Raw genomic sequence first — 23639 nt, forward strand, 5'->3', positions numbered from 1 at the left:
GGCCGTGGACGGGCTGGCCGAGGCCCTGCTGCCCGCCGCCGCGGCTCCGCTGGCCGGGCGACTGCCCACCGCGGCCCCGCACTGGCGGCCTCTGCTCGCCCTCGCCCTCTGCTGGTCGGTGGTGCGGACGGCCCGGGCGCTGCGGACGGGCATCCGGGCCGTGTGCGGGCAGAACGCGGGCAGCGGAAACCCCGTGCGCGACGCGGCCCGGGACGTCGCGGGCGCGGCCGCGCTCTGCCTCGCGGGCACCGCCGTCGCCGCCGTGGTGACGGCGGGCGGCCCGGGCTGCGCGGTCCCCGCACTGTGGGCGCTGTTCGCGGCCGTCCTGTGGCTCGCCCCGCACCCGGGCCCCGGCAGGCCCCGGCCCGCCGCCGTCGCGGGTCCGGCACTGGCGGCCGCGCTGGCCTGCCGGCTGCTCGCCCTCGCCGCGGGGCCGTATCTCGCCGCGACCGCCGAACTGCACGGCGACCTCTACCGCGGGGCCGGGCCGCTGATCGGACTTCTCGTCTGGGGCAGCCTGTGCGCGCGGGTGCTGCTCCGCGCGGCCTCCTGGGCCGCCACCACCGACCAACGCGAAGGAGGATGGAGTTGACGAACCTGTGGGTGGTCGTGCCCGCGTACAACGAGGCGGCGGCCATCGGGGCCACCCTGGCCGCGCTCGCCGCCCAGCACGACTCCGGATTCACGCTCGTGGTCGTGGACAACGCCTCCACCGACCGGACGGCGGCGGCTGTACGGGACTTCGCGGGCTCGGCGCCCTTTCCCGTCGAGTTGACCCGGGAGGAGCGCCCCGGCGCCGGGACCGCCGCCGACACGGGCTTCCGGTACGCCATCGCCGCCGGCGCCACCCACCTGCTGCGCACCGACGCCGACTGCCTGCCCGCCCCGGACTGGACGGCCGTCGCGAAGGCGGAGTTCGGTCGGGGCGCCGAGATGGTGTGCGGCCGCAGCGTGCCGCGCCGCGACGAGCGGCCCACCCTCCTCGAAGCCCGGCTGCTGCCGGCTCTGATCCGGCTCACCTCGCTGTACGGCCGCTACCGGCGGGCCCACCGCCACCCGCGCTACCGCACCCCGTACGTCCTGTGCCACGGCCACAACCTGGGCATCACCGCCGGCCTCTACCTGCGCTGCGGCGGCGCCCCGCGGGTGCCGTTGCACGAGCGGTCCGAGGACGTGGCCCTGCTGAACCGGGCCCGCGAGCACAGCGAGCGGATCGTCCGCGCGGAGCACCTGGTCGTGCAGAACAGTTTGCGCAGGCTGCGGAGTTGGGGACCCCGCCGCACCCTGCTCTGGTACTGGGACCGGCGCTACCGGCCCGCCGACACCGCGGAGGCACACGTCCGATGACCACCGACCCGACGACCGCCGCCCCGGCCCGTGCGAAGGCCCGCCGCCGGGACCGGCGCGTCTACCTGCGCGCCCACCCGCTCCTGTTCGCGCTGCTGGCCGCGACCCGGGGGCGGCCCGTGCGCCGGCTCGGCCGCGGCACCCTGCTCGTCCACGGCACGGCGGCCTACCGGGAGGCGCTGACCCGGCTGCCGCTGGACCGCACCGCGCCCGGCACCACGGGCGGCGCGGCCCGGGCCGCCCGGGTGGAGGGCGTGCTCTTCGACCAGGAGGGCGCCGGCCACCGGACGGCCCGGCGGGAGCTCGCCGAGCTGCTCGGCGCGGCCGGGACCCGGGAACTGCGCGCGGTATGGCATCCGTTGCTCCTGCGGCGGCTCGCGCCGCTGTCGCTCGGGGGCACGGTGGACCTGGTCCCGCTGGCCCGGGAACTGGCCGGCGCGGTGGTGTACGCACTGCTGCACCCCGGAGCCGACGCGGACCGCGTCCCCGCGCTCGCCCTCGCGGAGGCCGCCGCCGAGGCCGCGGCCGCCTCCGTGCGCAGCCACCTCCCCGGCCCGCCCCGCCCCGGCGCCGAGGCCGCGGCGATCCGCGCCGCCGAGCGGCTCCGCGCGCTCCTGGGTCCCGGAGCGGACGACCGGGCCGCGATGCTGGCGGTCGCGGCCGTCAACACCACCGTCGCGGCGCTGCCCCGGGCCGTGGCCTGGTGCGCCGACGCGGGGCTCTGGGACCAGGCGGCGGACCCGGCGCTGGGCCCCGCGCTGGCCGACGAGCTGCTGCGCGTGACGGCCGCCTCCCCGCTGCTGCCCCGGGTGGCCGCGGCCGACGGCTCGGTCGGGGGCTGCCCGGTCCGGGCCGGGGACCGGCTGCTCCTGGTGGCCCGGCACGCGGCCGGAGCCCACCTGCGGGACCCCGACGGGCGCCATCCCGCCGAGCCCGGTGCCGCCCGCCTGGTCTTCGGCGCCGGGCCGCACGCCTGTCCCGGAGCCCGCCTGGCGCGGGAGCAACTGGCCGGGGTGCTGGCGGCGCTGGCTCCGCACCGGCCGGTCGTGATCCGGGCCCGGGTGGACCGCCGGGCCGCTCTGCCCGGGTGGCGTTCGCTGGTCGTACGGGCGGCGGCATGACATCCCGTAGCGCGGCCGGGGTCCGGATCGCCGTCACGGGCGCGAGCGGCTTCTGCGGCGGGCACGTCGCCCGCGCCGCGGCGGCGGCCGGGGCGCGGGTGGTGTGCGTGGGCCGCAGGCCGGGCCCGCTCGGGGAACACCGCTTCTGGGACGCGGCACTCGGGGAGCCGGACCTCTCGGGCGTGGACCTCGTCGTGCACTGCGCGGCGGCGGTCGGCGATCCGGCGCCGGGCTCCCCCGCGGAGGCCGTCATGCACGCGGTCAACGTGACCGGCACCGAACGGCTGCTGCACGCGGCGGGCACGCGCCCGGTGGTGTGGGTGAGCAGCGCGAGCGTCTACGACCCCCGTCTCGACCGCACGCTCGTCCGCGAGGACCACCCGCGCACGGGGCACCTGAACGCCTACGGCCGTACGAAGGCCGCCGGCGAGGCCCTGGCGCTGGCCGCGGGCTCCGTGGTGCTGCGCCCGCGCGCCGTGTACGGCCCCGGCGACACCCAGCTCCTGCCCCGGCTGCTCTCCCGGGTCCGCGCCGGGACCCTGTTCCTGCCGGGCCCGGACGTCCCGCTGAGCCTGACGGCGGTGGAGAACCTGGCCGGTGCCTGCCTGGCGGCGCCCGCCTGGCCGCCGGGCGCGTACAACATCGCGGATGCCCGCCCCTACCGGCGCGACGCGGCCGTCCGCGAGGTCCTGCGGGCCCACCGGGTCCGCGCCCGCGTACGCCACGTCCCGCCGGCCCTGGCGCGGGCCGCGGCGGGGATCGCGGAATCCCTGTCCTCCGGCGAACCGGCCCTCAGCCGCTACGCGGTGGACCAAATGGCGCACCCCGTGGTCCTGGACCTGGCCCGGGCCCGTTCCCAGGGCTGGACCCCGTCCCGGACCCTGTCGGACCACCTCGGCGACCTGCGGGGGTGAAGCACGGAGGAGGGCGGGTCCGGGAGGGCGGTCCGGTCAGCCCTCGGAGGGCACCGTGCCCGGGGTGAGCCGCAGGGAGATGCTGTTGATGCAGTACCGCTGGTCCGTGGGGGTCGGGTAGCCCTCGCCCTCGAAGACGTGGCCCAGGTGGGAGCCGCACTTCGCGCACAGGACCTCGGTGCGGACCATGCCGTGGGCGACGTCCGCCTTCAGTTCGACCGCGTCGGAGTCCTTCGGGTCGTAGAAGGACGGCCAGCCGCAGTGCGACTCGAACTTCTCCGTGGAACGGAACAGCTCGGAGCCGCAGCCGCGACAGCTGTAGACGCCCTCGGTCTTGGTGTCCGTGTACTCACCGCGGAAGGCGGGCTCGGTCCCGGCGAGGCGCAGTACCTGGTACTCGGACGGGGTCAGCTCCGCCTGCCACTGCTCGTCCGTCTTCTCTACCTCGTACGACATGACTGATCTCCCGCTTTCCCGCTCTTCCCAGAGCCGTCAGTTCGACAGACGGGCCAGGATGGCCGGCCCCAGGTCCGTGACATCGCCCGCACCCATGGTGAGAACGAGATCGCCGGGCTTGGCCATTCCCGCGATGACGTCGGCGACGGCCGCCTTGTCGTGCTCGGGGGTGATGTCGGCGCCCGCCGCGCGTGCGGCGGCGATGATGATCTCGCTGGTCACCCCGGGGACCGGGTCCTCGCGGGCCGGGTAGATGTCGAGGACGACCGAGGCGTCGGCGAGGGCGAGGGCCTGGCCCATCTCCTTGCCGAGTTCCTGGGTGCGGGAGAACAGGTGCGGCTGGAAGACGACCAGGATGCGGGAGTCCCCGGCGGCGCCGCGGATGGCCTCCAGGTCGGCGGTCATCTCGGTGGGGTGGTGCGCGTAGGAGTCGATGACCTGGACCCCGGCGGCCTCGCCCTTGAGCTGGAGGCGGCGCTTGACCCCGGTGTACTTGCCGAGGGCGGAGGCCAGGTTGTGCGCCGGGATGCCGAGCGCGACGCCGGCGGCGAGGGCCGCGACGGCGTTGTGCGCGTAGTGGCGGCCGGGAACCGAGACCGTGAAGGTGAGCATCCGGCCGTCGATGACGACGGTGACCTCGCTGGTCAGCCCGCGCGGGGTGATCTTGGTGATCTGGACGTCGGCGGCGGCCTCCTCGCCGTACGTGACGACCGTCAGGCCGGGGTTGCCGCTGACCCGCCCGGCGATCTCGGCCGCGCCGGCCTGGCCGTGGGCGATGACCAGGGTGCCACCGGCCGGGATCTTGCCGACGAAGGTCTCGAAGGACTCGTAGATCTCGTCCATCGACGCGTAGTTCGCGTGGTGGTCGAGCTCGGCGTTGAGGATGATCGCGACCTGCGGGGTGTACTTGTGGAAGCTGCGGTCGCTCTCGTCGGCCTCGGCCACGAAGATGTCGCCCTCGCCGTGGTGGGCGTTGGAGCCGGGGGCGTCCAGGTCGCCGCCGATGGCGTACGAGGGGTCCAGGCCCAGCGCCGAGAGGGAGACGGCCAGCATCGAGGTCGTGGTGGTCTTGCCGTGGGTACCGGCGACGGCGATCGGCCGCAGGCCGTCCATCAGCCCGGCCAGGGCGTCGGAACGGTGCACGACGGGGATGCCGAGCTCGGCGGCGCGGGCCAGCTCCGGGTTGTCCTCGCGGATGGCGCTGGAGACGACCACGCAGGTGGCGTCGTCGGCGAGGTGACCGGCGGCGTGCCCGATGTGGACCGTGGCGCCGTGGGCGCGCAGCGCCTGGGCGGTCTCGGAGTCACGGGCGTCGCTGCCGGCCACCTTGGCGCCGCGCTGGGCCAGGATCTTCGCGATGCCGGACATGCCGGCGCCGCCGATGCCGATGAAGTGGGGCCGTTCCATGGCGGTCGGCAGGCCGGGCTTCATTCAGGTAGCTCCAGGATCGAGTGCGTGCGTACGGCAGCCGGATGCGCGGATGCGCGGGCCGGCCGCCTCCACCCTATTCCTTGTGGGCGAAGAGCTTGAGCACCGGAACGCCGACCTTGTGGCGCGCCCGCGAGGCCCAGTCCCGGTGGAAGAACTCCTCGACGTAGTGCGGGGCGGTCAGCACGATCACCTCGTCGGCGTTGGTCTCGTCGACGACCGCCTTCAGTTTGTCGAGCGGATGCTCGTCGACGATCTGCCCGACGGCCTTGGCCCCCTTGGCCCGCAGGGACGCCAGCGAATGCTCGATCGCCAGTTCGGCCGGGCCGCGGGCCGCCTCGCCCTCCGGTTCGTCGCCCTCGCGAATGGCTTCGGGAAGCTCACCGAGCGCTACGTCGTCGATGGCGCGCAGCAGCCGGTCCCGGTCGCCGCGGGGCTGCATGAGGACGATGAAGGAGACCGGCTCGTCTCCGTGGAGGGTCGTGACGAAGTCCACGTCGACGGGGGTCAGCGGCTGCTCGATCATCAATACGCTCGTGAACACGGACGCCCTCTCCTTCGTGGGCCGAGACCGGCCGGCCGGCCCCTGCGGAAACCATCCTGCCCCGCTGTGGCACGGGGCCTGTGTGGTTATACCTGCCCACTACTGTGCCCAGCGGAAGCTAAGCGGAACGACAAATTCCGCCCCTCTTCAGATCCGACGGTAACGCGTGAAGAGAAACCCGGCCTCTTCCAGCAGGCAGGCCGGTGCGAGCCGGTGCGGAACCGTGACGGAGGGGCCGCCGGAGATCCGCTGGGCGTCACCCGCCGTGAGCGTCGGGGAGATCGTCAAGCACAGCTCGTCCAGCACGTCCGCGGCCACGAACTGGCCCAGCAGCCGGGGTCCGCCCTCCGTGAGCTGGCGGCGCAGCCCCCGGTCCGCGAGTTCCCGTACGGCACGGAGCGGATCCACGCCCGCACCGTCGCCGGCCACCACCACCTGCGCCCCGGCCGCGGCGGCCTCGGTGACCCGGTCCGTGGGGGCGGCGGCGCCCGTGAGCACCAGGGTGGGGGCCAGCGGGGAGGTGAACAGCGGCAGCGCGAAGTCCAGGTCCAGGCTCGCGGAGACCACGGCGATGACGGGGGCGGGCCCCTGACCCGCCGCCGCGCGGCGGGCCGAGAAGGCCTCACGGGCCCGGGCGGGGCGGTAGCCCTCCTGGCGAACCGTTTCCGCTCCGACGACCACCACATCGGCCAGGGCCCGAAGGGTGCCGAAGATCCGCATGTCGGTTTCCCCGGAGATGGGCTGCGAACGCCCGTCGTGCTGGGCCGCGCCGTCCAGGGTGGAGACCATGTTGGCCCGCAGCCAGTGGCCGTCCGGGCCGAGCTCGGGGTACTCGTACGCCTCGGCGAGTTCGTCCAGCGACCACTCACGGTCGGTCTGGTCCGCGGATGTCTGATCGGTCACAGGGAACAGGCGTCGCATCGGTGCAGTGTGCCACGCCCCGTAGAGTTAAGAGCTGTGTCAACATCACTCTCGCCCTCAGCGTCAGCCTCCGGGCGGCCCCCGATAGCCGACGCGGGACCGCAGTCCCTGTGCGCCCGCGAGCCGCGGGTTCCCGCAGAGCGGCTCGTGGCCGAGATGGTGCCGCCCCCGCGCTTCGACGCGGTGCGCTTCGACACCTATGAGCCCGACCCGGCCCAGCCCAGCCAGTCCGAGGCCGTCACGGTCCTCGCGGACTTCGCCGCGGGCCTCGGCGGGGCGCACGCGAGCGGCTCCGGCAAGAAGCGCTGGTTCTCGAGGACCCCGAAGAGCACGGCCCCGGCCGGCCCCCGCGGGGTCTACCTCGACGGCGGCTACGGCGTGGGCAAGACCCACCTGCTCGCCTCCCTCTGGCACGCCACCCCGGCCGAGCCGGCCCTCAAGGCCTTCGGCACCTTCGTGGAGCTGACCAACCTCGTCGGCGCGCTCGGCTTCCAGCAGACCGTGCAGACCCTCGGCGGGCACCGCCTGCTGTGCATCGACGAGTTCGAGCTCGACGACCCGGGTGACACCGTCCTCGTCTCCTCCCTGCTCAGCCGCCTGGTCGAGCAGGGCGTGGCGCTGGCCGCCACCTCCAACACCCTGCCCGGCAAGCTCGGCGAGGGCCGCTTCGCCGCCACCGACTTCCTGCGGGAGATCCAGGGGCTCTCCGCGCACTTCCGTCCGCTGCGCATCGACGGCCAGGACTACCGCCACCGCGGCCTGCCCGAGGCCCCCGCGCCGTTCTCCGACGAGCAGGTCGCGAAGGCCGCGTACGCCACCGAGGGCGCGAGCCTCGACGATTTCCCCGGGCTGCTGGAGCACCTGGCACGGGTCCACCCCAGCCGGTACGGGGCCCTGACCGACGGCATAACGGCCGTCTGCCTCACCGACGTCGGAGCGGTCCCGGACCAGTCGACGGCGCTGCGGCTGGTGGTCCTCGCCGACCGGCTGTACGACCGGGAGGTCCCGGTCCTGGCGGCGGGCGTCCCCTTCGACAAGCTGTTCAGTGACGAGATGCTGAACGGCGGCTACCGCAAGAAGTACTTCCGGGCCATCTCGCGGCTCACCGCGCTGGCACGCGACGCGAAGCCCCTGGTGTCCCAGTAGGTTTGGAGTCGTCGGCCCGTTCCGCGGGCCGGCCGTTTCCACTTCTGCGAAGGGATCCACCATGGCTGCCACCCGCAATGCACACGCCGTCTGGGAAGGCGACCTGTTCGAAGGCAAGGGGGTCGTCACGCTCGACTCGTCCGGCCTCGGCAGCTACCCCGTCTCCTGGCCCGCCCGGACCGACGAGGCGGCGAACGGGCGGACCAGCCCGGAAGAGCTCATCGCCGCCGCGCATTCGAGCTGCTTCAACATGGCCTTCTCGAACGGTCTCGCGAAGGCGGGCAACCCGCCGGCCAAGCTGACCACCTCTGCCGCCGTCACCTTCGTGCCGGGCAAGGGCATCACCGGGATCCACCTCACCGTCGAGGGCGAGGTACCGGGCCTGGACAACGACGCGTTCGTCGCCGCGGCCGAGGACGCCAAGCAGAACTGCCCGGTCAGCCAGGCCCTGACGGGTACGACCATCACCCTCAGCGCGAAGCTGGCCTAGCTCCTGCGCCGCGCCCGGGCGGGCCGATCGGTCCCGCCCGGGCGGATCCGGCGCGCCCGGCCGAATCCGGCCCCGCGCTCATCCGGCCTCGCCGGCGTGTGAGGTGCGCGGTCCGGGGCGGAACGCCGGCGGGTCGGAACGGTGGAAGGGGGCTCCGCGCGGCGCGGCGGGGACGGCGCGGCGGCGTGGTACCACGGGCCCGTCGAAGACCGCCCCGCACCCGGAGTTGCCGATGAACCTCAGCCGACGCAGTCTGATGGCGGCCGCGGCCGTCTCCTTCGGCGGAGCCCTCGGTGCGCTGTTCACCGGCGCCGCCGCACCCGCCTCCACCCGGGGCTACGGCCCGCTCGTGACCGACCCGGCCGGGCTGCTCGATCTGCCCGCCGGATTCACCTACCGCGTCCTCTCGCGCGCCGGCGACCCGCTGCGTTCGGGCGAGGGCACCATCCCGGGCAACTTCGACGGCATGGCCGCCTTCGACGCCGGGCAGGGCCGCGTCCGGCTGGTGCGCAACCACGAGAACCGCACCACCGCCGCCCTGCGGGTCCCTCCCGTCGAGGGGCTCACCTACGACCCGTACGCGCTCGGCGGCTGCACCCTCCTCGACCTGGACCCGGCCGGCCGGGTCACCGGCGAGCGCGTGGCCCTGGCCGGCACCGCCGTCAACTGCGCGGGGGGCCGTACCCCTTGGAACACCTGGCTGTCCTGCGAGGAGACCGAGGACCGGGCGGGCAGCGCCGGCTACACCCGCGACCACGGCTACGTCTTCGAGGTCGACCCCGCCGACCCCCGGCGTTCCGGCGCCGTCCCGCTCACCGCGATGGGCCGCTTCGCGCACGAGGCCGTCGCCGTGGACCCGTACAGCGGTGTGGTCTACGAGACCGAGGACGCCTTCACCGAACCCTTCGGGCTCTTCTACCGGTTCCTGCCCGCCCGCCCCCTCGGCGGCCTCGGCTCCCTGCGCGCGGGCGGCCGGCTGGAGGCCCTGCGGGTCCCGGGACTGGCGAACCTGGCGGTGGTGGACGAGCCCGGGGCCCGGTTCCCGGTGGAGTGGGTCCCCGTCCCGGACCCGTCCGCGTCCGGGACCCCGATCCGGCTCCAGGACTTCGGCCCCGGTGGGATCACCCACGCGCAGAAGCTGGAGGGCTGCTACTGGGGCGACGGCGGCGTCCACTTCGTCTCCAGTTACTCCCGAACCCGCGAGGGCTCCCCCGCCGACCACCACGGCCAGGTGTGGTTCTACGACCCCCTGCGCGCGCGGCTCCGGCTGGACGTGGTGTTCGGCCCGGCCGCCGAAAGCCGGCTGCCCGGCGACTCCCCCGACAACATCTGCCTGGCCCCCGACGGCGGCCTGATGGTGTGCGAGGACGGTGGCGGCGCGCAGTACGTCTTCGGCGTGACCCCCGGCGGCGAGGTCTACCCGATGGCCCGCAACGCGGCCGACATCGGGAGTCCGGGGGCGCCGGAGTGGGGCGAGTTCGCCGGGGTCACCTTCTCCCCGGACGCCCGGACCATGTACGTGAACGCGTACACCCCCGGAACCACCTTCGCGGTGAGGGGTCCATGGCAGTGATGCCTCCTGCCTTACGGCCCGCCCGGCCTGGTCCTTCGCCACGTCGCGGTCCACCGCGTTGTGGTGGAGGATCGTATGGAGTCGACGGATCGAGGTAGGTAGCGGTGGCCAAGAAGAAGCCGGAGAAGGCCGCCAAGGCGGAGAGGGCGGAGAAGCCGGGGAAGGCGACGAAGCCGGGGAAGGCCTCCCAGGCCGAGAAGCCCGCCAAGGCGCCGAAGCCGGGCAAGGCGGCGAAGGCCCGGAAGGCAGAGAAGCCGGGCGCCCCCGAAGAGGCTGCGAAGCCGGCCGCGTCCGCCAAGGGCGAGAAGAAGGCCGAGCCCGACGCCGCCACCGCGACCGGCACCGGCGGGAAGCCGAAGTCCAAGCCCCTCTCCCTGCGCGAGCTGCTCCGCATCTCCGCCGAGAACTCCATGGGATCCAAGGGCGGCCCTCGCAAGGCCGGAGGCCACGGAAACGGACACGGGTACGACGCCCCCCTGGCCCCCCTGCTCCGCGTCCCCTCCGGCGAGCGCGTCGACCTCGGAGCCTTCCACTCCGGAGCGACCCCGGCCGGTCCCACCGACAAGGCGGCCGGCGTGGCGGCCACCGCCCAGATGAGTGAACGGCTCGCCTCCCTGCAGGAGCGGCTCTACGCCGCCAGCACCGCGGGCGACCGCCGCCGCGTCCTGCTCGTGCTCCAGGGCATGGACACCAGCGGCAAGGGCGGCACCGTCAAGCACGTGATCGGCCTGTTCAACCCCTCCGGCTGCCGGATCAAGGCCTTCAAGGCACCTACGTCCGAGGAGCAGAACCACCCCTTCCTCTGGCGCATCATGAAGGCGCTCCCCCAGCCCGGCGAGATCGGCATCTTCGACCGGTCGCACTACGAGGACGTCCTCATCGCCCGCGTCCGCGACCTGGTGCCGCGCAGTCAGCTGGGCCGCCGCTACGCGCAGATCAACCGGTTCGAGAAGTCCCTCGCCGACGACGGCGTCACCGTGGTGAAGGTCTTCCTCCACATCGGCTACGAGGAGCAGCGCAAGCGGCTCCTGGAGCGGCTCGACAACCCGGACAAGCACTGGAAGTTCAACGCGGGCGACATCGAGGAGCGCTCCCTGTGGCCCGCCTACCAGCAGGCGTACGAACTGGCCCTGGAGCGCTGCTCCACGGACGTCGCGCCCTGGTACGTCGTCCCCGCGGACCGCAAGTGGTACCGCAACTGGGCGGTCAGCAAACTGCTGCTGGAGCATCTGGAGGGCATCGCGCCGCAGTACCCGAAGGGTGACTTCGACGTGGAGGAGTGCCGCACCCGTCTACTTGCCACATAGTCATATATTTTGCGCATGTGACCATCTCAGTGCGCAGGACGGCTGCCGTCGCGGCCGTAGCAGCTCTCAGTGCCGCCCTCGCCGCGTGCGGGGGCGGCACCGGTACGCCGGAAGCCGGCGGCCAGGCCCGGATGGGAGCCTCCTCGGCCCCCTCCGCGCCGGCCTCCGCCTCCCCTTCCACCGCAGGGTCCGCCGCCCCGCCGGCGAGCCCCCGGAGCAGTCCGCCGGTGGCCCCGCAGCCCGGGGCACCGGGCAAGGCGCCGACCATGGCTCCCGGTCCGGGCGGTCTGACCCCCGTCTTCGACCGCGCGAAGCAGCACACCGACAAGACGGTGGCGCTGACCTTCGACGCCGACATGACCTCCGATCAGGGGCCGCGCGCGGCGGGCGGAGAGCGCTTCGACAACCCGCAGCTGATCTCCACGCTGCGCACCCTCAAGGTGCCCTCGACGGTGTTCATGACGGGCCGCTGGGCCGAGGAGTACCCGGACCAGGCGAAGTCCATCGGCACCGACCCGAACTTCGAGATCGCGAACCACTCGTACAGCCACCACGCCTTCACGTCCCCCTGCTACGGACTCCCGACCCTCGACGAGGCCGCCGCCCGCGCCGATGTGGACCGGGCCTTCGAGGCCTTCCACAAGGCGGGCGCGGTCAACACCGTCCCGTACTTCCGCTTCCCCGGCGGCTGCTACGACGACCAGGCGCTGCGGGCCATCTCCACGGCCAAGGTCACGGCCGTCCAGTGGGACGTGGTCAGCGGGGACGCCTTCGCGAAGGATCCCGACGCGGTGGCGGAACAGGTCCTGGCCGGGGTGAAGCCCGGCTCGGTCGTGGTCATGCACTGCACGCGCAGCGCCGCCCCGGTCACCGAGGAGGCCATCCGGAAGATCGTCCCGGAGCTGCGCAAGCGCGGCTACCGCTTCGTCAAGGTCTCCGACCTCATCGGAAAGTAGCCCGCGCCCCGCGGGCTCAGCCGGAGCAGGCCGTGCGCTGCGCGTCCTGCCACTCGCACACCGGGCACAGCACCACGCCCGGTGTCGCGACCCCGTACTCGGTGGGCTTGCCGCACTCCACGCAGTCGGCGTAGGGCGGCCCGGCCACGCGCCCGGCGGGGGCCGCGGGGGCGGGGCAGTACGAGGAGTCGGTCGCGTGCTGCTCCGTCTGGTCCATGGGTACGAGCCTACTCACCTCCGCCGCGCCGGTGTCCCATGGCACGGGGCCGGGGGCCGGGGGCCGGGCCCTCGGGCAGGAGGCCGACCGCGGCGGCTGGCAGACTGGGCCGGATGAGGACCGAGCACACGCAGCACGACACCCCGGTACCCGCCGTCGGGGCCGACAGCCCCTTCCGGCAGGAGCGGATCGCCCGCGACGACGCACCCCAGTACGTCCTCCCGCTGGTGGTGCGGATCGAGAAGGCGGAGCCGCCGGCCAGGACCGACGCCCTGGAGACGGCCGCCCGCGCGGTGCTCGCCCTGCTCACCGACGAGCGGTCGGCCGGCGAGGGCGAGTGGGCGGCGGCGGTCCGCGACTGGCAGGACGCGCGGATCCGCAAGGTGGTGCGCAGGGCGCGCGGGGCGGAGTGGCGCAAGGCCGGGACCCTGCCGGGCCTCACGGTGCACGGCGCGGACTCGGAGGTACGGGTCTTCCCGCCGGTCCCGCTCGACGGCTGGCCCAGGGAACTGGCCAAGCTCCAGGTGTCGGGGACCGACCTGGACGACCCGGAGCCGGTCGCTCCGGCCGAGGCCGGACTGCCGGTCCTGTGGCTCAACCCCGCTCTGGACATGTCGGCCGGCAAGGCCATGGCCCAGGCCGGACACGCGGCGCAGCTCGCGTGGTGGGAGCTGACCGGCCCGGAGCGGGCCGCATGGCGGGAGTCGGGCTTCCGGCTGGCGGTGCGGACGGCCGCGCGGGAGCGGTGGGCGGAGCTGTCCGGGAGCGGACTGCCCGTGGTGCGGGACGCGGGGTTCACCGAGATCGCGCCCGGCTCGTGCACGGTGGTCGCGGACCATCCGGCGCTGCGGGCGCGGCTGTAGCGGGACCCGCGGCCGGGCCCCGCCGCCGGGAACCTCAAATGTTGCTCTGAACGTCCCCCTGGGCGGGTTGGCCCGGCTCCGCCGGGGCCATGACATCGGCACACGGACCGATGAGAGGGGGCGAGGGGACATGAAGCCCATGGCACACCTGGGGGTGGGCATCGGCTGGCGGCCGGAGATCGCGGGGGCGGTGGAACGCCTCCCGGGCCTGGACTGGGTCGAGGTCGTGGCGGAGAACATCTGCCCCGGCCACCTGCCCGAGTCCCTGGAGCGGCTGCTCGAACGCGGGGTCCGCGTGGTGCCGCACGGAGTCTCGCTGGGCATCGGCGGCGCCGACCGGCCCGACCCGGCGAAACTGGCCGCGCTCGGGGAGCGGGCGGTCGCGCTGGGGGCGCCACTGGTCACCGAGCACATCGCCTTCGTGCGGACGTCCTCGGTGGCGCCGGGACCCATGCTCGAAGCCGGGCACCTGCTGCCCGTGGCCCGGACCCGGGACGCGCTGGACGTGCTCTGCGAGAACGTGCGGATCGCGCAGGACGCGCTGCCGGTGCCGCTCGCGCTGGAGAACATCGCGGCGCTGGTGTCGTGGCCCGGGGAGGAACTCACCGAGGGGCAGTTCCTGACGGAGCTCGTGGAGCGGACCGGGGTGCGGCTGCTGATCGACGTGGCCAACCTGCACACCAACCGGGTCAACCGGGGGGAGGACCCGGTCGCCGTACTGGACGGGATTCCGCTGGAGGCGCTGGCGTACGTGCACGTCGCCGGGGGCGTGGAGCGGGGTGGGGTGTGGCACGACACGCACGCGCATCCCGTTCCGGGCGTGGTGCTGGACATTCTCGCGGAGCTCCGCTCCCGGGTGGACCCGCCCGGGGTGCTGCTGGAGCGCGACGACGACTTTCCGCCGGAGGCGGAGCTGGCCGGTGAGCTGGCCGCGATCCGGGGCGTGCTGGGCGGCCCTGCGGGGGCAGTCCCCGACCCGCCCTTCCACCGTTCCCCGGGCGCTGCCCGGACCCGCGCCTCACACGCCGACGAGGCTGGGGTGGGGACCGCCCCGGCCTCCCGCGGGGTCGGGGGCGGGCTGGATGCCGTGCGGACGCGGGTCGGGATCGGGCAGGCCGCCTTGCTGTCGGCGCTGGTTGCCGGGACACCCGTGCCCGAGGGGTTCGACCGGCAGCGGGTCCGCGTCCAGGCGCGGGCGCTCGCGGCCAAGCGGGCCGGGGTCGTGTCCGGGCTGGCGCCCGAGCTGCCCGGGATCCTGGGCGGGGAGGACGCGTACCGGGAGGCCTTCCTCGGCTACGCCCGGCACCGGCCCATGACCGGCGGATACCGGCGCGACGCGCTGGACTTCGCCGAGCACCTGCTGGTCAGGGACCTGCCCGCCGACCCCGCCGCCCGGCGCCGGCTCACGCTCTGGTGGCGGGACCGGGCCGGGGCCCGGCCACCGCGCCGGGCCGTGCGCTGGGCCCGCGCCCTGGTGGGGAGGGCGGCGTGAACTTCTTCGACTTCCTCGCCGTGGCCGTCTGGATCGGCGTCATCGCCTCCAGCGTCCTCCTCGTGCGCGGCCTGCGGCGGTCGCGGCCGCCCGCCCTCGGCCCCGCCCCGCGCCTGCACGACCTGTCCGAAGCCGCCTTCATGGCCGGCGGGCCCGCCGCGGTGGTGGACGCCGCGCTCGTCTCGCTGCTCTGCGACGGCCGGATGCTGGTCGGCGGGCCCGGCATCGTCCAGGTACGGCCCGGCGTGCGGGGCGGCGACACCGCGCAGCGGGCCGTGCTCCAGGCCTGCCAGGGCGCCCCGTCCGGGTGGCTGTACCAGATCCGCTACGCAGCCATGCGCGACCCGTCCGTACAGGAGACCGGTGACGCACTGGCCGCCCGCGGGCTGATCGCCACCCCGGGCAGCCGGCACCGCTGGCTGCGCCACGGGGTGATCCAGGCCGTCGTGTGCGGGGTGCTGCTGCTCCTCTCGCTGCCGCTGTCCTTCGTCGCCTTCGTGATCCAGGAGGGGGTCGATTCCGTCCGCGTCCCGTTCATCGCCGAGGTGTTGCCCGTACTGCTGGGCGGCATCGTCGTGGGCACCGTCGGCGCCTCCCGTGCCCGGCAGCGGATCACCCCGGCGGGGGTCGCGGCGCTGCGTGACATCCGCGCGCACTACGGGGCCGACCAGAGCCCGTACGTCCAGACCTCGCTGTTCGGGCTGCGGGGCCTGCGGGACCCCTACCTGCGCGAGCAGTTGGTGCCGGCGGCCCGCGGGACCCGGCTGGCGGCGGCCCAGTCCCGTACCCGTTCCGGCGGTCCGGGGTCCTCCTGGGCGTCGGAGTCCGAGGTGGTGGGGGCGGTCGTCTGGTGCGCGGGTTCCGACGGCGGCGGCGGCTCCGGCGGGTCGAGCTGCGGATCGGGGTCGAGCTGCGGCTCCGGGTCGGGCTGCGGATCCTCCGGGAGCAGTTGCGGGGGCGGCGGGTCGAGCGGTTCCAGTTGTTCGAGCAGTTCCGGTGGTTCGAGCTGTTCGAGCAGTTCGTCCAGTTCCAGCTGTGGCAGCAGTTCCTGACCGTCCATCACGGACCCGTCACGAGCTGCTCACACCTCGGCAGAGGCCTGTACCGGCCGCTTCCACATCTTGTAGAACTCGAACATGTTCTGGGTCCTGTTCCTCCTCCTCGCCTGGGCAGGGCTGCTGATCGCGTGCACCCGCCTCCTGAAGGCCGCCGCCCAACTGGCGGAGCCCGAACCGGTCGCGGCCACGGGGCGCCACCACCACGACGAGCTGAACCTGTACGAGGCCGCCTACCTCGCCGGCGGCCCGGAGCGGGTGGCCGAGCTGACGCTGCTGTCGATGCAGCGTCAGCGGCGGCTGCTGCTCGCCCACACCGGCTGGGCGACGGTGGTCGACCCGGTGGGCCGCGATCCGCACGAGTGCTCGGTGCTCGGCGCGTTCGGGCCGGACGGGCAGGAGCCGGTGACCTCCGTACGGGCGGTCGCGGCGCGGGATCCGGCCGTACGGGCCCTCGCGGACCGGCTCGGAGAGGCCGGCCTCGCGCTGCGCGACGGGGCCCAGCGGGAGGTCCACGCGGGGATCCGGGCGGTCCGGAAGGCCACCGTGCTGGTCCTCGGCATGCTGGTGGCCGCGCTGTGCGTACCCGATCCGGGGACCACGACCACGATGATCCTGTGCTGGTTCGCGCTGCCGCTCATCCTCGCGCTCGGCTGCCTGGCCATAGCCCGCGTCGAGGGGCACGCGCAGTCCGGATGGGCCTCCCCCGCGGGCCGGCGGCTCCTCGCGGAACTGGGCCGGGAGCGGGGCGTGCGGGGCTCGCTCACCGCGGTGGCGCTGCGGGGGTTGCGCGCGGTCACCGAACCCGAGCTGAGGGCGGCGCTCACCTACGGCAAGCGGGGGCGGATTCCGCGGCAACGGGGGCATTGAGCGCGACACCGGCCGGCGGTCCTGTACAGGGGGCCGCCCACCGGATCTCATCGGAAGGTCCGTTGAGATGAGAGGCCCGCCATGCGCATGCCCCGGGTGCCCGCCACGGTCGCGCTGGCCGCCCTGGCGCTGGCCGCTTTCCTGCCGCCGGCCTCCGGCGCCGTGGCCGCTCCCCCGGGACCACCGCCGTCGGGACCCCCCGGCCTCGCCACCGCCCGGGCCTCCGCCGAGGCCGCCCGGGCCTCCGCCGAGGCCGCCCGGGCCTCCGCCGAGGCCGCCCGGGCCTCCGCCGAGGCCGCGGGGGCCGTGCTCGGGGCCGGGCGGGCCGCTTCCGCCGCCGCGCGCGCGGGACTTCCGGTGCCGGGCGGGGCTTCGCCGCCGGATCGTCAGGGTGCCCGCGACGGCCTGGAGTTCGGGCCGTGTCCCGTCTCCGAGGGACTCGGGCCGGACGTGCGGTGCGGCACGCTCCGCGTCCCGGTCGACTACGCCCGGCCCTACGGGGCGCAGACCGCGATCCTCGTCAGCCGGGTCGCCGCCTCCGGCGCGGGCGGGGCCCCGCGGCAGGGTGCCCTCGTGTACAACCCCGGCGGACCGGGCGGGAACGGGCTGTTCTTCCCGCTCGTCGCCGGCCTGCCCGAGTGGCGCCGCACCGGGGCCGTCTACGACCTCGTCGGCTACGCCCCGCGCGGGGTGGGCCGCGCGGGGCACCCGCTGTCCTGCCAGGACCCGGCGCAGTACGCCCAGGCTCCGGCCGAGGCCGCCGGCGCACGGCCGGACGCCGCCGCCAAGGAGGCCCGGATCACCGCCGCGCGGGCCTACGCCCGCGGGTGCGCGGAGCGGGCCGGGGCTGCCCTCGGCTCGTACACGACCCTGAACAACGTCCGCGACCTGCACGTGCTGCGCGCCGCGCTCGGCGAGAGCCGGCTGACCTTCATGGGGGCCTCGTACGGCACCTACCTCGGTGCGGTCTACGCCACCCTCTACCCCGGCCACGTCCGCCGGATGGTGTTCGACTCGGCCGTGGACCCCGACCCCCGCAAGGTCTGGTACCGCAACAACCTCGCCCAGGGCCCCGGCTTCGAGCGCCGCTGGGCCGACTTCCGCGCCTGGGCGGCCCGCCACCACGCCGCGTACGGCCTCGGCTCCACCGCCGAAGCGGTGCAGGCGAGTTACGACCGGGTGCGGGCGGCGCTCGCCCGCGAACCTGCGGGCGGAGTGGTCGGCACCGGGCAGCTGCACTCCGCGTACCTGCCGGCCGCGTACTACGACGAGGTCTGGCCGGACCGTGCGGCGGCCCTGGCGGCGTTCCTGCGCGGCGATCCGCGGCCGCTCGTCTCGCTCGCCGGGCCTGACCCCGCGGCGGCCGCCGAGGGCGAGAACGCGACGGCCGTCTACACCGCGACCCTGTGCAACGACGCCCCGTGGCCCGCCGACTGGGAGACCTGGGACCGGGACCACACCGAAGTGGCCCGCACGGCCCCCTTCGAGACCTGGGCCAATGCCTTCCTGAACCTGCCCTGCGCCTTCTGGCCGGTGCGCGAGCGGCAGCGGCCGGTGGACGTGGGGCTTCGGCCCGGTGCCCCGCTCCCCGGCACGCTGATCGTCGCGGCCGAGCGGGACGGCGCCACCCCGTACGGTGGCGCGCTGGAGCTCCAGCGGCGGCTCGGGCCGCGTGCGGGGCTGGTGACGGAGGTGGGGGCCGGCACCCACGGAGTGGTCGGAGGACGCAACGACTGCGTGGACGCCCACGTGGAGCGGTACTTGCTGACAGGTGACACCTCAGGGTGGCGTGTCACGTGTGCGCCGCATCCGGAGCCCGCACCGGTGTCGCTGGACGACCGGGCAGCGACCGCCCCGGGGCACCCCAGGGCACTGCTGCCGCCAGTCGTCTGAACTTCCGGGCGGGATCTCCGGCTGCGTCGATTCGGGGGCAGGGCCTCCCGATCACCGGCAGAACCGCGGTCAGCGGCCCTCCGGTCCTTCCCCCCAGGGGAGGTCTCAGGCGAGTCCGGCCACCAGATCGGCGACGGACTTGCGGCGCCCGGTGTAGAAGGGCACCTCTTCGCGGACGTGCATGCGGGCCTCGGAGGCGCGCAGGTGACGCATGAGGTCGACGATGCGGTAGAGCTCGTCGGCCTCGAAGGCCAGCAGCCACTCGTAGTCGCCGAGCGAGAAGGAGGCGACGGTGTTGGCGCGCACGTCGGGGTAGCCGCGGGCCATCATGCCGTGGTCCTTGAGCATGCGGCGGCGGTCCTCGTCGGGCAGCAGGTACCAGTCGTAGCTGCGCACGAAGGGGTAGACGCTGACGTAGTCGCGCGGCGTCTCGTCGGCCAGGAAGGCCGGGATGTGGGACTTGTTGAACTCGGCCGGGCGGTGCAGGGCCATGTTCGACCAGACCGGCTCCAGCGCGCGGCCCAGCTTGGTGCGGCGGAACAGGTTGTACGCGGTCTGCAGCTCGTCGGAGGTCTCCGCGTGCCACCAGATCATGATGTCCGCGTCGGCGCGCAGGCCGGAGACGTCATAGGTGCCGCGGACGGTGATGTCCTTGGCGGCCAGCTGGTCGAACAGCTCCTGGACCTCGTCGGCGAAGCCGGCGCGGTTCTCGGGGAGCACGTCCTTCAGCTTGAAGACGGACCACAGGGTGTAGCGGATGACCTCGTTGAGGTCCTTCGCCTTCTTCCCCGCGTTGGGAATCTTCTCTGGTGCAGTCATGTGTCTATTGTCCCGTGTGCCGATCAGTGGTCGGTGCCAGGGGTGCCCCAGCGGTCCCCGACGTGGCGATCACCACGTCGGCGGCCTTGCCCGCGCTCGCGATGCAGGCCGGGATGCCGACCCCGTCGTACACGGCTCCGCACACCGCGAGCCCCGGCAGGGCCGCGACGGCGGAGCGGATCCGGGCCACCCGGCCGAGGTGGCCCACGGGGTACTGGGGCAGGCCGCCGTCCCAGCGGGTGACGGTGGAGGCCACCGGGCGGACGGTGGGCGCGAGGCCCACGGCCGCACCGAGATCGGTGAGGGAGACCTCGACCAGATCTTCGTCGGAGCGCTTCAGATCGCCCTCGTCGCCGTGCCGGCCGACCGAGGTGCGCAACAGGAAGAGGTCGGGATCGTTCCCGGCCCAGGCCCACTTGTTGCTGGAGAAGGTCGAGGCCTTGATCGTCCGGCCGTCCACGGGCGGTACGAGGAACCCGCTCGCGCCTCCGTCGGCGATCCCGGCCGGCAGGTCGCGGCGGCGCAGGGCCATGGTGACCAGGGCCATGGAGGCGTACTCGACCCCGCGCAGCTCGGTGGCGGCGGCTGGAGCGATCCGGTCGAGCAGGCGGGCGGCGGGGCCCGCCTGGACGGCCAGGACCACGCCGGCGGCCTCGATGGCCTCGGCGCCGCCCGGGGCATCGGCGACCACGCGCCACCCGGTGGCGGTACGGGTCAGCTCGTGTGCGGGGGTGTCGAGGAGGATGCGGGCTCCGGCCGCCCGGCAGGCCTCGGCGACGGCGAGCGGGAGCCTGCCGATGCCGCCGTCGATGCCGGAGAAGACGGGACCGGTCTGCCCCGCGCGTGCCGCCCGGGCCTGCAGTTCCCGTACGCCCTCGCCGAGGGAGGCGTGGCTGCGGGCGGCCTCGAAGAGCTGGGGGACGGCGGCCCGCATCGAGATGCGGTAGGCGTTGCCGGCGTAGACCCCGCCGAGGAGGGGTTCCACGAGCCGGTCGACGACCTCGTGACCCAGGCGCGCGGCGACGTACTCGCCGAGGGCCACGTCCTCGCCGATCTCCTCGGGTGCCAGCGCGTCTTCGGCCCCGGCCCGGGCCAGGCCCTCGGCGGAGAGCACCCCGGAGGCGGCGAGCGGGGCCAGGTCGCCGGGTACGCCCATGACATGACCGCCCGGCAGGGGGCGCAGCACGCCGCGGGTCCACAGGCGGGCGGTGGCGGTGGCGGGCGGCTGCAGGGCCCCGCCGAGGCCCACGGCGCGCGCCAGTTCGAGTGCTTCGGGACGGCGGGCCAGTACGGATTCGGCGCCGAGGTCCACGCGCAGACCGGCCAGTTCGCCCGAGCGCAGCTTGCCGCCGAGGCGCGGGCCGGCTTCCAGGAGGGTGACGCGAAGGCCCTGGCCGAGCAGCCGGTGGGCCGCCGCGAGGCCCGCGATCCCGCCGCCGATGACGACGACGTGACCGGCGGGGGCCGGCCGGTCCGTACGCGTGTCCGCTTCGTGCATGGACACATCGTCTCAGACCGCTCATCGGCCGGTCACCGAGGCCGGACCGTGACCGCTTCGGCATCAGCTCGGGACCCTGGTGACGAAACCCGGGACGGGTCCCGGTACGTCGGAACGGCAGAACGTCAGCACATCGGCTCAGCACGACACGGTCGGCAGCATCCGGCGATTCCGACACCTACCAGGGGGACCCAACGATGCACACCCAGCACAGACGTCACGGGCGGTACGGGCGGCGTTCGGCGACGGCCTTGGCCGCGCTCTCGCTGACCGGGGCTCTCGTCCTCACCGGCTGCGCCGCCGCCGACGGCGCATCGGACAAGGCGGCGGTCTCGGCGGACTCGAAGGGGCGGGAGGCCGTCGGGCAGGGCGGGGCGGCCGCTCCGGCCCCGGCCGCGTCGGGCGCACCGGCCCCCGGCTCCGAGAACAACCAGCCGCAGGCTCCCGCCCCGCGCACCCAGATCATCCGCACGGCGACGCTCGGCGTGGAGACGGCGGACGTCCAGAAGGCGACGGCCGGGGCCCGGACGGCGGCGGAGAACGCGGGCGGGTACGTGGGCGGCGAGACCACCGCGCGCGAGCCCGACGGGACGATGACCTCGACGGTGACCCTGCGGGTGCCGGGCGAGCGCTTCGACGCGGTACTGGCCGCGATGGAGGGCAGCGGAAAGCTGCTCGACCGCAAGGTCGAGGCGCAGGACGTGACGCAGAAGGTCGCGGACGTCGACAGCCGGGTCAAGTCCCAGCAGGCGAGCGTGGCGCGGGTGCGCGAGATGATGGAGAAGGCCTCGGGGCTGGGCGAGGTGGTCACCCTGGAGTCCGAACTCAGCAAGCGCCAGGCCGATCTGGAGTCGCTGCTCGCCCAGCAGACGGCGCTGAGGGACCAGACCTCGCTCGGCACGATCACGCTGACGTTCTCGGAGCCGGGCAAGCCGGTGGCCAAGGATCCGGAGAAGCCGGATCCGGGCTTCCTCGACGCCCTGGCCGGCGGCTGGAAGGCGTTCGCCTCCGTGGTCCTCTACGTGCTGATGGGGCTCGCCGCGGCCTCGCCGTTCCTGCTCAGCGGCGCTTTCCTGCTGCTCGCCTTCCGGCAGTACCGCAAGTGGCGGCCGGCGAAGCAGAAGCGCGTGCTGCCCACCATGGGGCTTCCGGCCCAGGGCGGGCCGATGCGGCCCGCGCCCGCTGCCCCGGTCGGCGACCCCGCGGAACCCGCGGATCCGGCGACCCCTCCGGCGGACGTCCGGGACTGAACACCCGTACGCCCGTAGCGTGGTCCCCGCAGGCATCGGCGGTGGGGAAGGACGGTACGGGCGCATGGCGAACGGCACGGAGCGGCTGGTGGTGGTGGGCGGTGACGCGGCGGGCATGTCCGCCGCGTCCCAGGCCCGGCGGCTCAAGGGCCCGGCGGAGCTGGGGATCACCGCCTTCGAGCGCGGGCACTTCACCTCGTACTCCGCGTGCGGGATCCCGTACTGGATCGGCGGCCTGGTCGACGGCCCGGACGAGCTGATCGCCCGGACGCCCGAGGAGCACCGTGCGCGGGACATCGACCTGCGGACGCGGACGGAGGTCGTGGAGCTGGACCTCGCGGGACAGCGGGTGCGTGCCCGGGACCTGGACTCCGGTTCCGAGTACTGGACGGGGTACGACAAGCTCGTCCTCGCCACCGGAGCCCGCCCGGTCCGCCCCCGGCTGCCCGGCATCGGCGCGCACGGGGTGCACGGCGTGCAGACGCTGGACGACGGTCAGCGGCTGATGGCGGACCTGGAGCGGACGGCAGGCCGCCGGGCGGTGGTCGTGGGCGCCGGCTACATCGGCGTGGAGATGGCCGAAGCCCTGCTCGGGCGGGGCTTCGAGGTCACCGTGCTGCACCGGGGGGAGCAGCCGATGTCCACGCTGGACCCGGACATGGGCGGCCTCGTCCACACCGCGATGAACGCCATGGGCATCCGTACGGTCGCCGGCGCCGAGGTGACGGAGATCCTCACCGACCAGGAGGGCCGGGCCCGCGCGGTGGCCACGGCCGCGGGCGAGGAGTACCCGGCGGACGTCGTCGTCCTCGGCATCGGCGTCGAACCGCGCACCGCCCTGGCCCGCGCGGCGGGCCTCCCGCTGGGCGAGTCGGGCGGTCTGCTGACCGACCTCTCCATGCGGGTGCGCGGCCACGAGAACATCTGGTCGGGCGGCGACTGCGTGGAGGTCCTGGACCTGGTGGCGGGCCGCATGCGGCACATCCCGCTGGGCACGCACGCCAACAAGCACGGCCAGGTCATCGGCTCGGGCGTCGGCGGCGGCTACGCGACCTTCCCCGGCGTGGTCGGCACGGCCGTGAGCAAGGTCTGCGACCTGGAGATCGCCCGTACGGGCCTGCGCGAGCGGGACGCCCTGTCCGCCGGCCTCCGCTTCGTCACGGCGACGATCAGCTCGACGAACACGGCGGGCTACTACCCGCAGGCGGCGGAGATGACGGTGAAAATGCTCGCGGAACGCCGCACGGGCCGCCTCCTGGGCGTCCAGATCGTCGGCGGCGCGGGCTCCGCGAAGCGGGTGGACATCGCCGCGGTGGCCCTGACGGCCGGCATGACGGTGGACCAGATCGTCTCCCTGGACCTGGGCTACGCCCCGCCGTTCTCCCCCGTGTGGGACCCGGTCCTGGTCGCCGCCCGCAAGGCGGTCTCCGCGGTGCGGGCGGCGGGCCTGTAGAAAGAACGCCGGCGGGGCTGGACGGG

The 23639-nt window shown here is 74.6% G+C and carries 22 protein-coding genes and 1 pseudogene; 16 read left to right on the plus strand and 7 right to left on the minus strand.

The genetic code is table 11. The features are described from left to right. The 4 genes and pseudogenes from ABZY57_RS25135 to ABZY57_RS25150 all read left to right on the plus strand — a co-directional run. A pseudogene (locus tag ABZY57_RS25135) lies at nt 1-592 on the plus strand (hypothetical protein); the annotation flags it as partial. Further along, nucleotides 589-1347, plus strand: coding sequence for a glycosyltransferase family 2 protein (locus ABZY57_RS25140; RefSeq protein ID WP_356515516.1), 759 nt, complete (start codon nt 589-591; stop codon nt 1345-1347). The pseudogene ABZY57_RS25135 and the gene ABZY57_RS25140, both read left to right, overlap by 4 nt. Next, entirely contained in the window at nt 1344-2468 is a 1125-nt protein-coding gene (locus ABZY57_RS25145) for a cytochrome P450 (protein WP_356515518.1), read from the plus strand. Before ABZY57_RS25140 ends, ABZY57_RS25145 begins: the two co-directional genes overlap by 4 nt. Beyond that, nucleotides 2465-3382, plus strand: a complete 918-nt coding sequence (locus ABZY57_RS25150; protein WP_356515520.1) for an NAD(P)-dependent oxidoreductase — start codon at nt 2465-2467, stop codon at nt 3380-3382. Before ABZY57_RS25145 ends, ABZY57_RS25150 begins: the two co-directional genes overlap by 4 nt. A gap of 36 nt (nt 3383-3418) precedes the next feature. On the opposite strand, the gene msrB is transcribed toward ABZY57_RS25150, so the two are convergent. The 4 genes from msrB to ABZY57_RS25170 all read right to left on the minus strand — a co-directional run bounded on the left by msrB (nt 3419) and on the right by ABZY57_RS25170 (nt 6731). Then, a complete protein-coding gene (msrB, locus tag ABZY57_RS25155) occupies nt 3419-3838 on the minus strand; it encodes a peptide-methionine (R)-S-oxide reductase MsrB (RefSeq protein WP_356515522.1) in 420 nt (139 codons plus the stop codon). Nucleotides 3839-3874: 36 nt separating this feature from the next. Then, nucleotides 3875-5269 carry a UDP-N-acetylmuramate--L-alanine ligase gene (gene murC, locus ABZY57_RS25160; protein WP_356515524.1) on the minus strand — a complete coding sequence of 465 codons (1395 nt, stop codon included), beginning with the start codon at nt 5267-5269 and terminating at the stop codon, nt 3875-3877. Nucleotides 5270-5342: 73 nt separating this feature from the next. Next, entirely contained in the window at nt 5343-5810 is a 468-nt protein-coding gene (locus ABZY57_RS25165) for an indole-3-glycerol phosphate synthase (protein ID WP_351436113.1), read from the minus strand. A gap of 147 nt (nt 5811-5957) precedes the next feature. Beyond that, nucleotides 5958-6731, minus strand: coding sequence for a pyrimidine reductase family protein (locus ABZY57_RS25170; RefSeq protein ID WP_356515526.1), 774 nt, complete (start codon nt 6729-6731; stop codon nt 5958-5960). 36 nt (nt 6732-6767) lie between these two features. On the opposite strand from ABZY57_RS25170, the gene zapE reads away from it, so the two are divergent. The 5 genes from zapE to ABZY57_RS25195 all read left to right on the plus strand — a co-directional run bounded on the left by zapE (nt 6768) and on the right by ABZY57_RS25195 (nt 12203). Beyond that, nucleotides 6768-7877, plus strand: a complete 1110-nt coding sequence (gene zapE, locus ABZY57_RS25175; RefSeq protein WP_356515528.1) for a cell division protein ZapE — start codon at nt 6768-6770, stop codon at nt 7875-7877. 61 nt (nt 7878-7938) lie between these two features. Continuing rightward, the gene (locus tag ABZY57_RS25180; protein ID WP_243331413.1) at nt 7939-8367 is read left to right on the plus strand and encodes an OsmC family protein; all 429 of its coding nucleotides are present in this window, start codon (nt 7939-7941) and stop codon (nt 8365-8367) included. A gap of 232 nt (nt 8368-8599) precedes the next feature. Further along, a complete protein-coding gene (locus ABZY57_RS25185; RefSeq protein WP_356515530.1) occupies nt 8600-9940 on the plus strand; it encodes an alkaline phosphatase PhoX in 1341 nt (446 codons plus the stop codon). Between the two features lie 410 nt (nt 9941-10350). After that, a complete protein-coding gene (locus tag ABZY57_RS25190; RefSeq protein ID WP_356515552.1) occupies nt 10351-11247 on the plus strand; it encodes a polyphosphate kinase 2 family protein in 897 nt (298 codons plus the stop codon). Between the two features lie 17 nt (nt 11248-11264). Then, on the plus strand, nt 11265-12203 hold the full coding sequence (locus ABZY57_RS25195) for a polysaccharide deacetylase family protein (RefSeq protein ID WP_356515532.1): 939 nt from the start codon (nt 11265-11267) through the stop codon (nt 12201-12203). 16 nt (nt 12204-12219) lie between these two features. Here the strand turns inward: ABZY57_RS25195 and ABZY57_RS25200 are convergent, their stop codons facing one another. Further along, nucleotides 12220-12420, minus strand: coding sequence for a hypothetical protein (locus tag ABZY57_RS25200; protein WP_356515534.1), 201 nt, complete (start codon nt 12418-12420; stop codon nt 12220-12222). Between the two features lie 113 nt (nt 12421-12533). Here ABZY57_RS25200 and ABZY57_RS25205 point away from each other — a divergent pair, with 113 nt between their 5' ends. The 5 genes from ABZY57_RS25205 (at nt 12534) to ABZY57_RS25225 (ending at nt 18593) form a co-directional block, all read left to right on the plus strand. Beyond that, complete coding sequence (locus ABZY57_RS25205) at nt 12534-13283, plus strand: aminoacyl-tRNA hydrolase (protein WP_356515536.1); 750 nt, start codon at nt 12534-12536, stop codon at nt 13281-13283. A 130-nt stretch (nt 13284-13413) separates the two neighbouring features. Then, nucleotides 13414-14775, plus strand: coding sequence for a DUF692 domain-containing protein (locus tag ABZY57_RS25210; protein WP_356515538.1), 1362 nt, complete (start codon nt 13414-13416; stop codon nt 14773-14775). Then, nucleotides 14772-15827: a TIGR04222 domain-containing membrane protein gene (locus ABZY57_RS25215; protein ID WP_356515540.1), complete on the plus strand. Its 1056-nt coding sequence runs from the start codon at nt 14772-14774 to the stop codon at nt 15825-15827. Before ABZY57_RS25210 ends, ABZY57_RS25215 begins: the two co-directional genes overlap by 4 nt. Before the next feature lie 84 nt (nt 15828-15911). Next, a complete protein-coding gene (locus ABZY57_RS25220) occupies nt 15912-16700 on the plus strand; it encodes a TIGR04222 domain-containing membrane protein (RefSeq protein ID WP_356515542.1) in 789 nt (262 codons plus the stop codon). 81 nt (nt 16701-16781) lie between these two features. After that, a complete protein-coding gene (locus tag ABZY57_RS25225) occupies nt 16782-18593 on the plus strand; it encodes an alpha/beta hydrolase (RefSeq protein ID WP_356515544.1) in 1812 nt (603 codons plus the stop codon). Between the two features lie 105 nt (nt 18594-18698). On the opposite strand, the gene hemQ is transcribed toward ABZY57_RS25225, so the two are convergent. Continuing rightward, nucleotides 18699-19412: a hydrogen peroxide-dependent heme synthase gene (gene hemQ / locus ABZY57_RS25230; protein WP_243331434.1), complete on the minus strand. Its 714-nt coding sequence runs from the start codon at nt 19410-19412 to the stop codon at nt 18699-18701. Nucleotides 19413-19416: 4 nt separating this feature from the next. After that, on the minus strand, nt 19417-20910 hold the full coding sequence (hemG, locus tag ABZY57_RS25235; RefSeq protein ID WP_356515546.1) for a protoporphyrinogen oxidase: 1494 nt from the start codon (nt 20908-20910) through the stop codon (nt 19417-19419). Nucleotides 20911-21107: 197 nt separating this feature from the next. Between hemG and ABZY57_RS25240 the strand changes: the two genes are divergently transcribed. Both ABZY57_RS25240 and ABZY57_RS25245 read left to right on the plus strand, forming a co-directional pair. Continuing rightward, the gene (locus ABZY57_RS25240) at nt 21108-22160 is read left to right on the plus strand and encodes a DUF4349 domain-containing protein (RefSeq protein WP_356515548.1); all 1053 of its coding nucleotides are present in this window, start codon (nt 21108-21110) and stop codon (nt 22158-22160) included. 64 nt (nt 22161-22224) lie between these two features. Next, on the plus strand, nt 22225-23613 hold the full coding sequence (locus ABZY57_RS25245; RefSeq protein ID WP_356515550.1) for an FAD-dependent oxidoreductase: 1389 nt from the start codon (nt 22225-22227) through the stop codon (nt 23611-23613). The last annotated feature ends 26 nt before the right edge of the window (nt 23614-23639 follow it).

The sequence above is a fragment of the Streptomyces sp. NPDC006450 genome, from assembly GCF_040612195.1.
Lineage (GTDB): Bacteria > Actinomycetota > Actinomycetes > Streptomycetales > Streptomycetaceae > Streptomyces.

What these genes read in the sequence shown, in the direction of transcription:
- ABZY57_RS25145 (WP_356515518.1), top strand. Translation starts at nt 1,344, where the DNA reads ATGACCACCGACCCGACGACCGCCGCCCCGGCCCGTGCGAAGGCCCGC.
- ABZY57_RS25150 (WP_356515520.1), top strand. Translation starts at nt 2,465, where the DNA reads ATGACATCCCGTAGCGCGGCCGGGGTCCGGATCGCCGTCACGGGCGCG.
- msrB (WP_356515522.1), bottom strand. Translation starts at nt 3,838, where the DNA reads ATGTCGTACGAGGTAGAGAAGACGGACGAGCAGTGGCAGGCGGAGCTG.
- murC (WP_356515524.1), bottom strand. Translation starts at nt 5,269, where the DNA reads ATGAAGCCCGGCCTGCCGACCGCCATGGAACGGCCCCACTTCATCGGC.
- ABZY57_RS25170 (WP_356515526.1), bottom strand. Translation starts at nt 6,731, where the DNA reads ATGCGACGCCTGTTCCCTGTGACCGATCAGACATCCGCGGACCAGACC.
- ABZY57_RS25180 (WP_243331413.1), top strand. Translation starts at nt 7,939, where the DNA reads ATGGCTGCCACCCGCAATGCACACGCCGTCTGGGAAGGCGACCTGTTC.
- ABZY57_RS25185 (WP_356515530.1), top strand. Translation starts at nt 8,600, where the DNA reads ATGAACCTCAGCCGACGCAGTCTGATGGCGGCCGCGGCCGTCTCCTTC.
- ABZY57_RS25190 (WP_356515552.1), top strand. Translation starts at nt 10,351, where the DNA reads ATGGGATCCAAGGGCGGCCCTCGCAAGGCCGGAGGCCACGGAAACGGA.
- ABZY57_RS25200 (WP_356515534.1), bottom strand. Translation starts at nt 12,420, where the DNA reads ATGGACCAGACGGAGCAGCACGCGACCGACTCCTCGTACTGCCCCGCC.
- ABZY57_RS25205 (WP_356515536.1), top strand. Translation starts at nt 12,534, where the DNA reads ATGAGGACCGAGCACACGCAGCACGACACCCCGGTACCCGCCGTCGGG.
- ABZY57_RS25210 (WP_356515538.1), top strand. Translation starts at nt 13,414, where the DNA reads ATGAAGCCCATGGCACACCTGGGGGTGGGCATCGGCTGGCGGCCGGAG.
- ABZY57_RS25220 (WP_356515542.1), top strand. Translation starts at nt 15,912, where the DNA reads ATGTTCTGGGTCCTGTTCCTCCTCCTCGCCTGGGCAGGGCTGCTGATC.
- ABZY57_RS25225 (WP_356515544.1), top strand. Translation starts at nt 16,782, where the DNA reads ATGCGCATGCCCCGGGTGCCCGCCACGGTCGCGCTGGCCGCCCTGGCG.
- hemQ (WP_243331434.1), bottom strand. Translation starts at nt 19,412, where the DNA reads ATGACTGCACCAGAGAAGATTCCCAACGCGGGGAAGAAGGCGAAGGAC.
- hemG (WP_356515546.1), bottom strand. Translation starts at nt 20,910, where the DNA reads ATGCACGAAGCGGACACGCGTACGGACCGGCCGGCCCCCGCCGGTCAC.
- ABZY57_RS25240 (WP_356515548.1), top strand. Translation starts at nt 21,108, where the DNA reads ATGCACACCCAGCACAGACGTCACGGGCGGTACGGGCGGCGTTCGGCG.
- ABZY57_RS25245 (WP_356515550.1), top strand. Translation starts at nt 22,225, where the DNA reads ATGGCGAACGGCACGGAGCGGCTGGTGGTGGTGGGCGGTGACGCGGCG.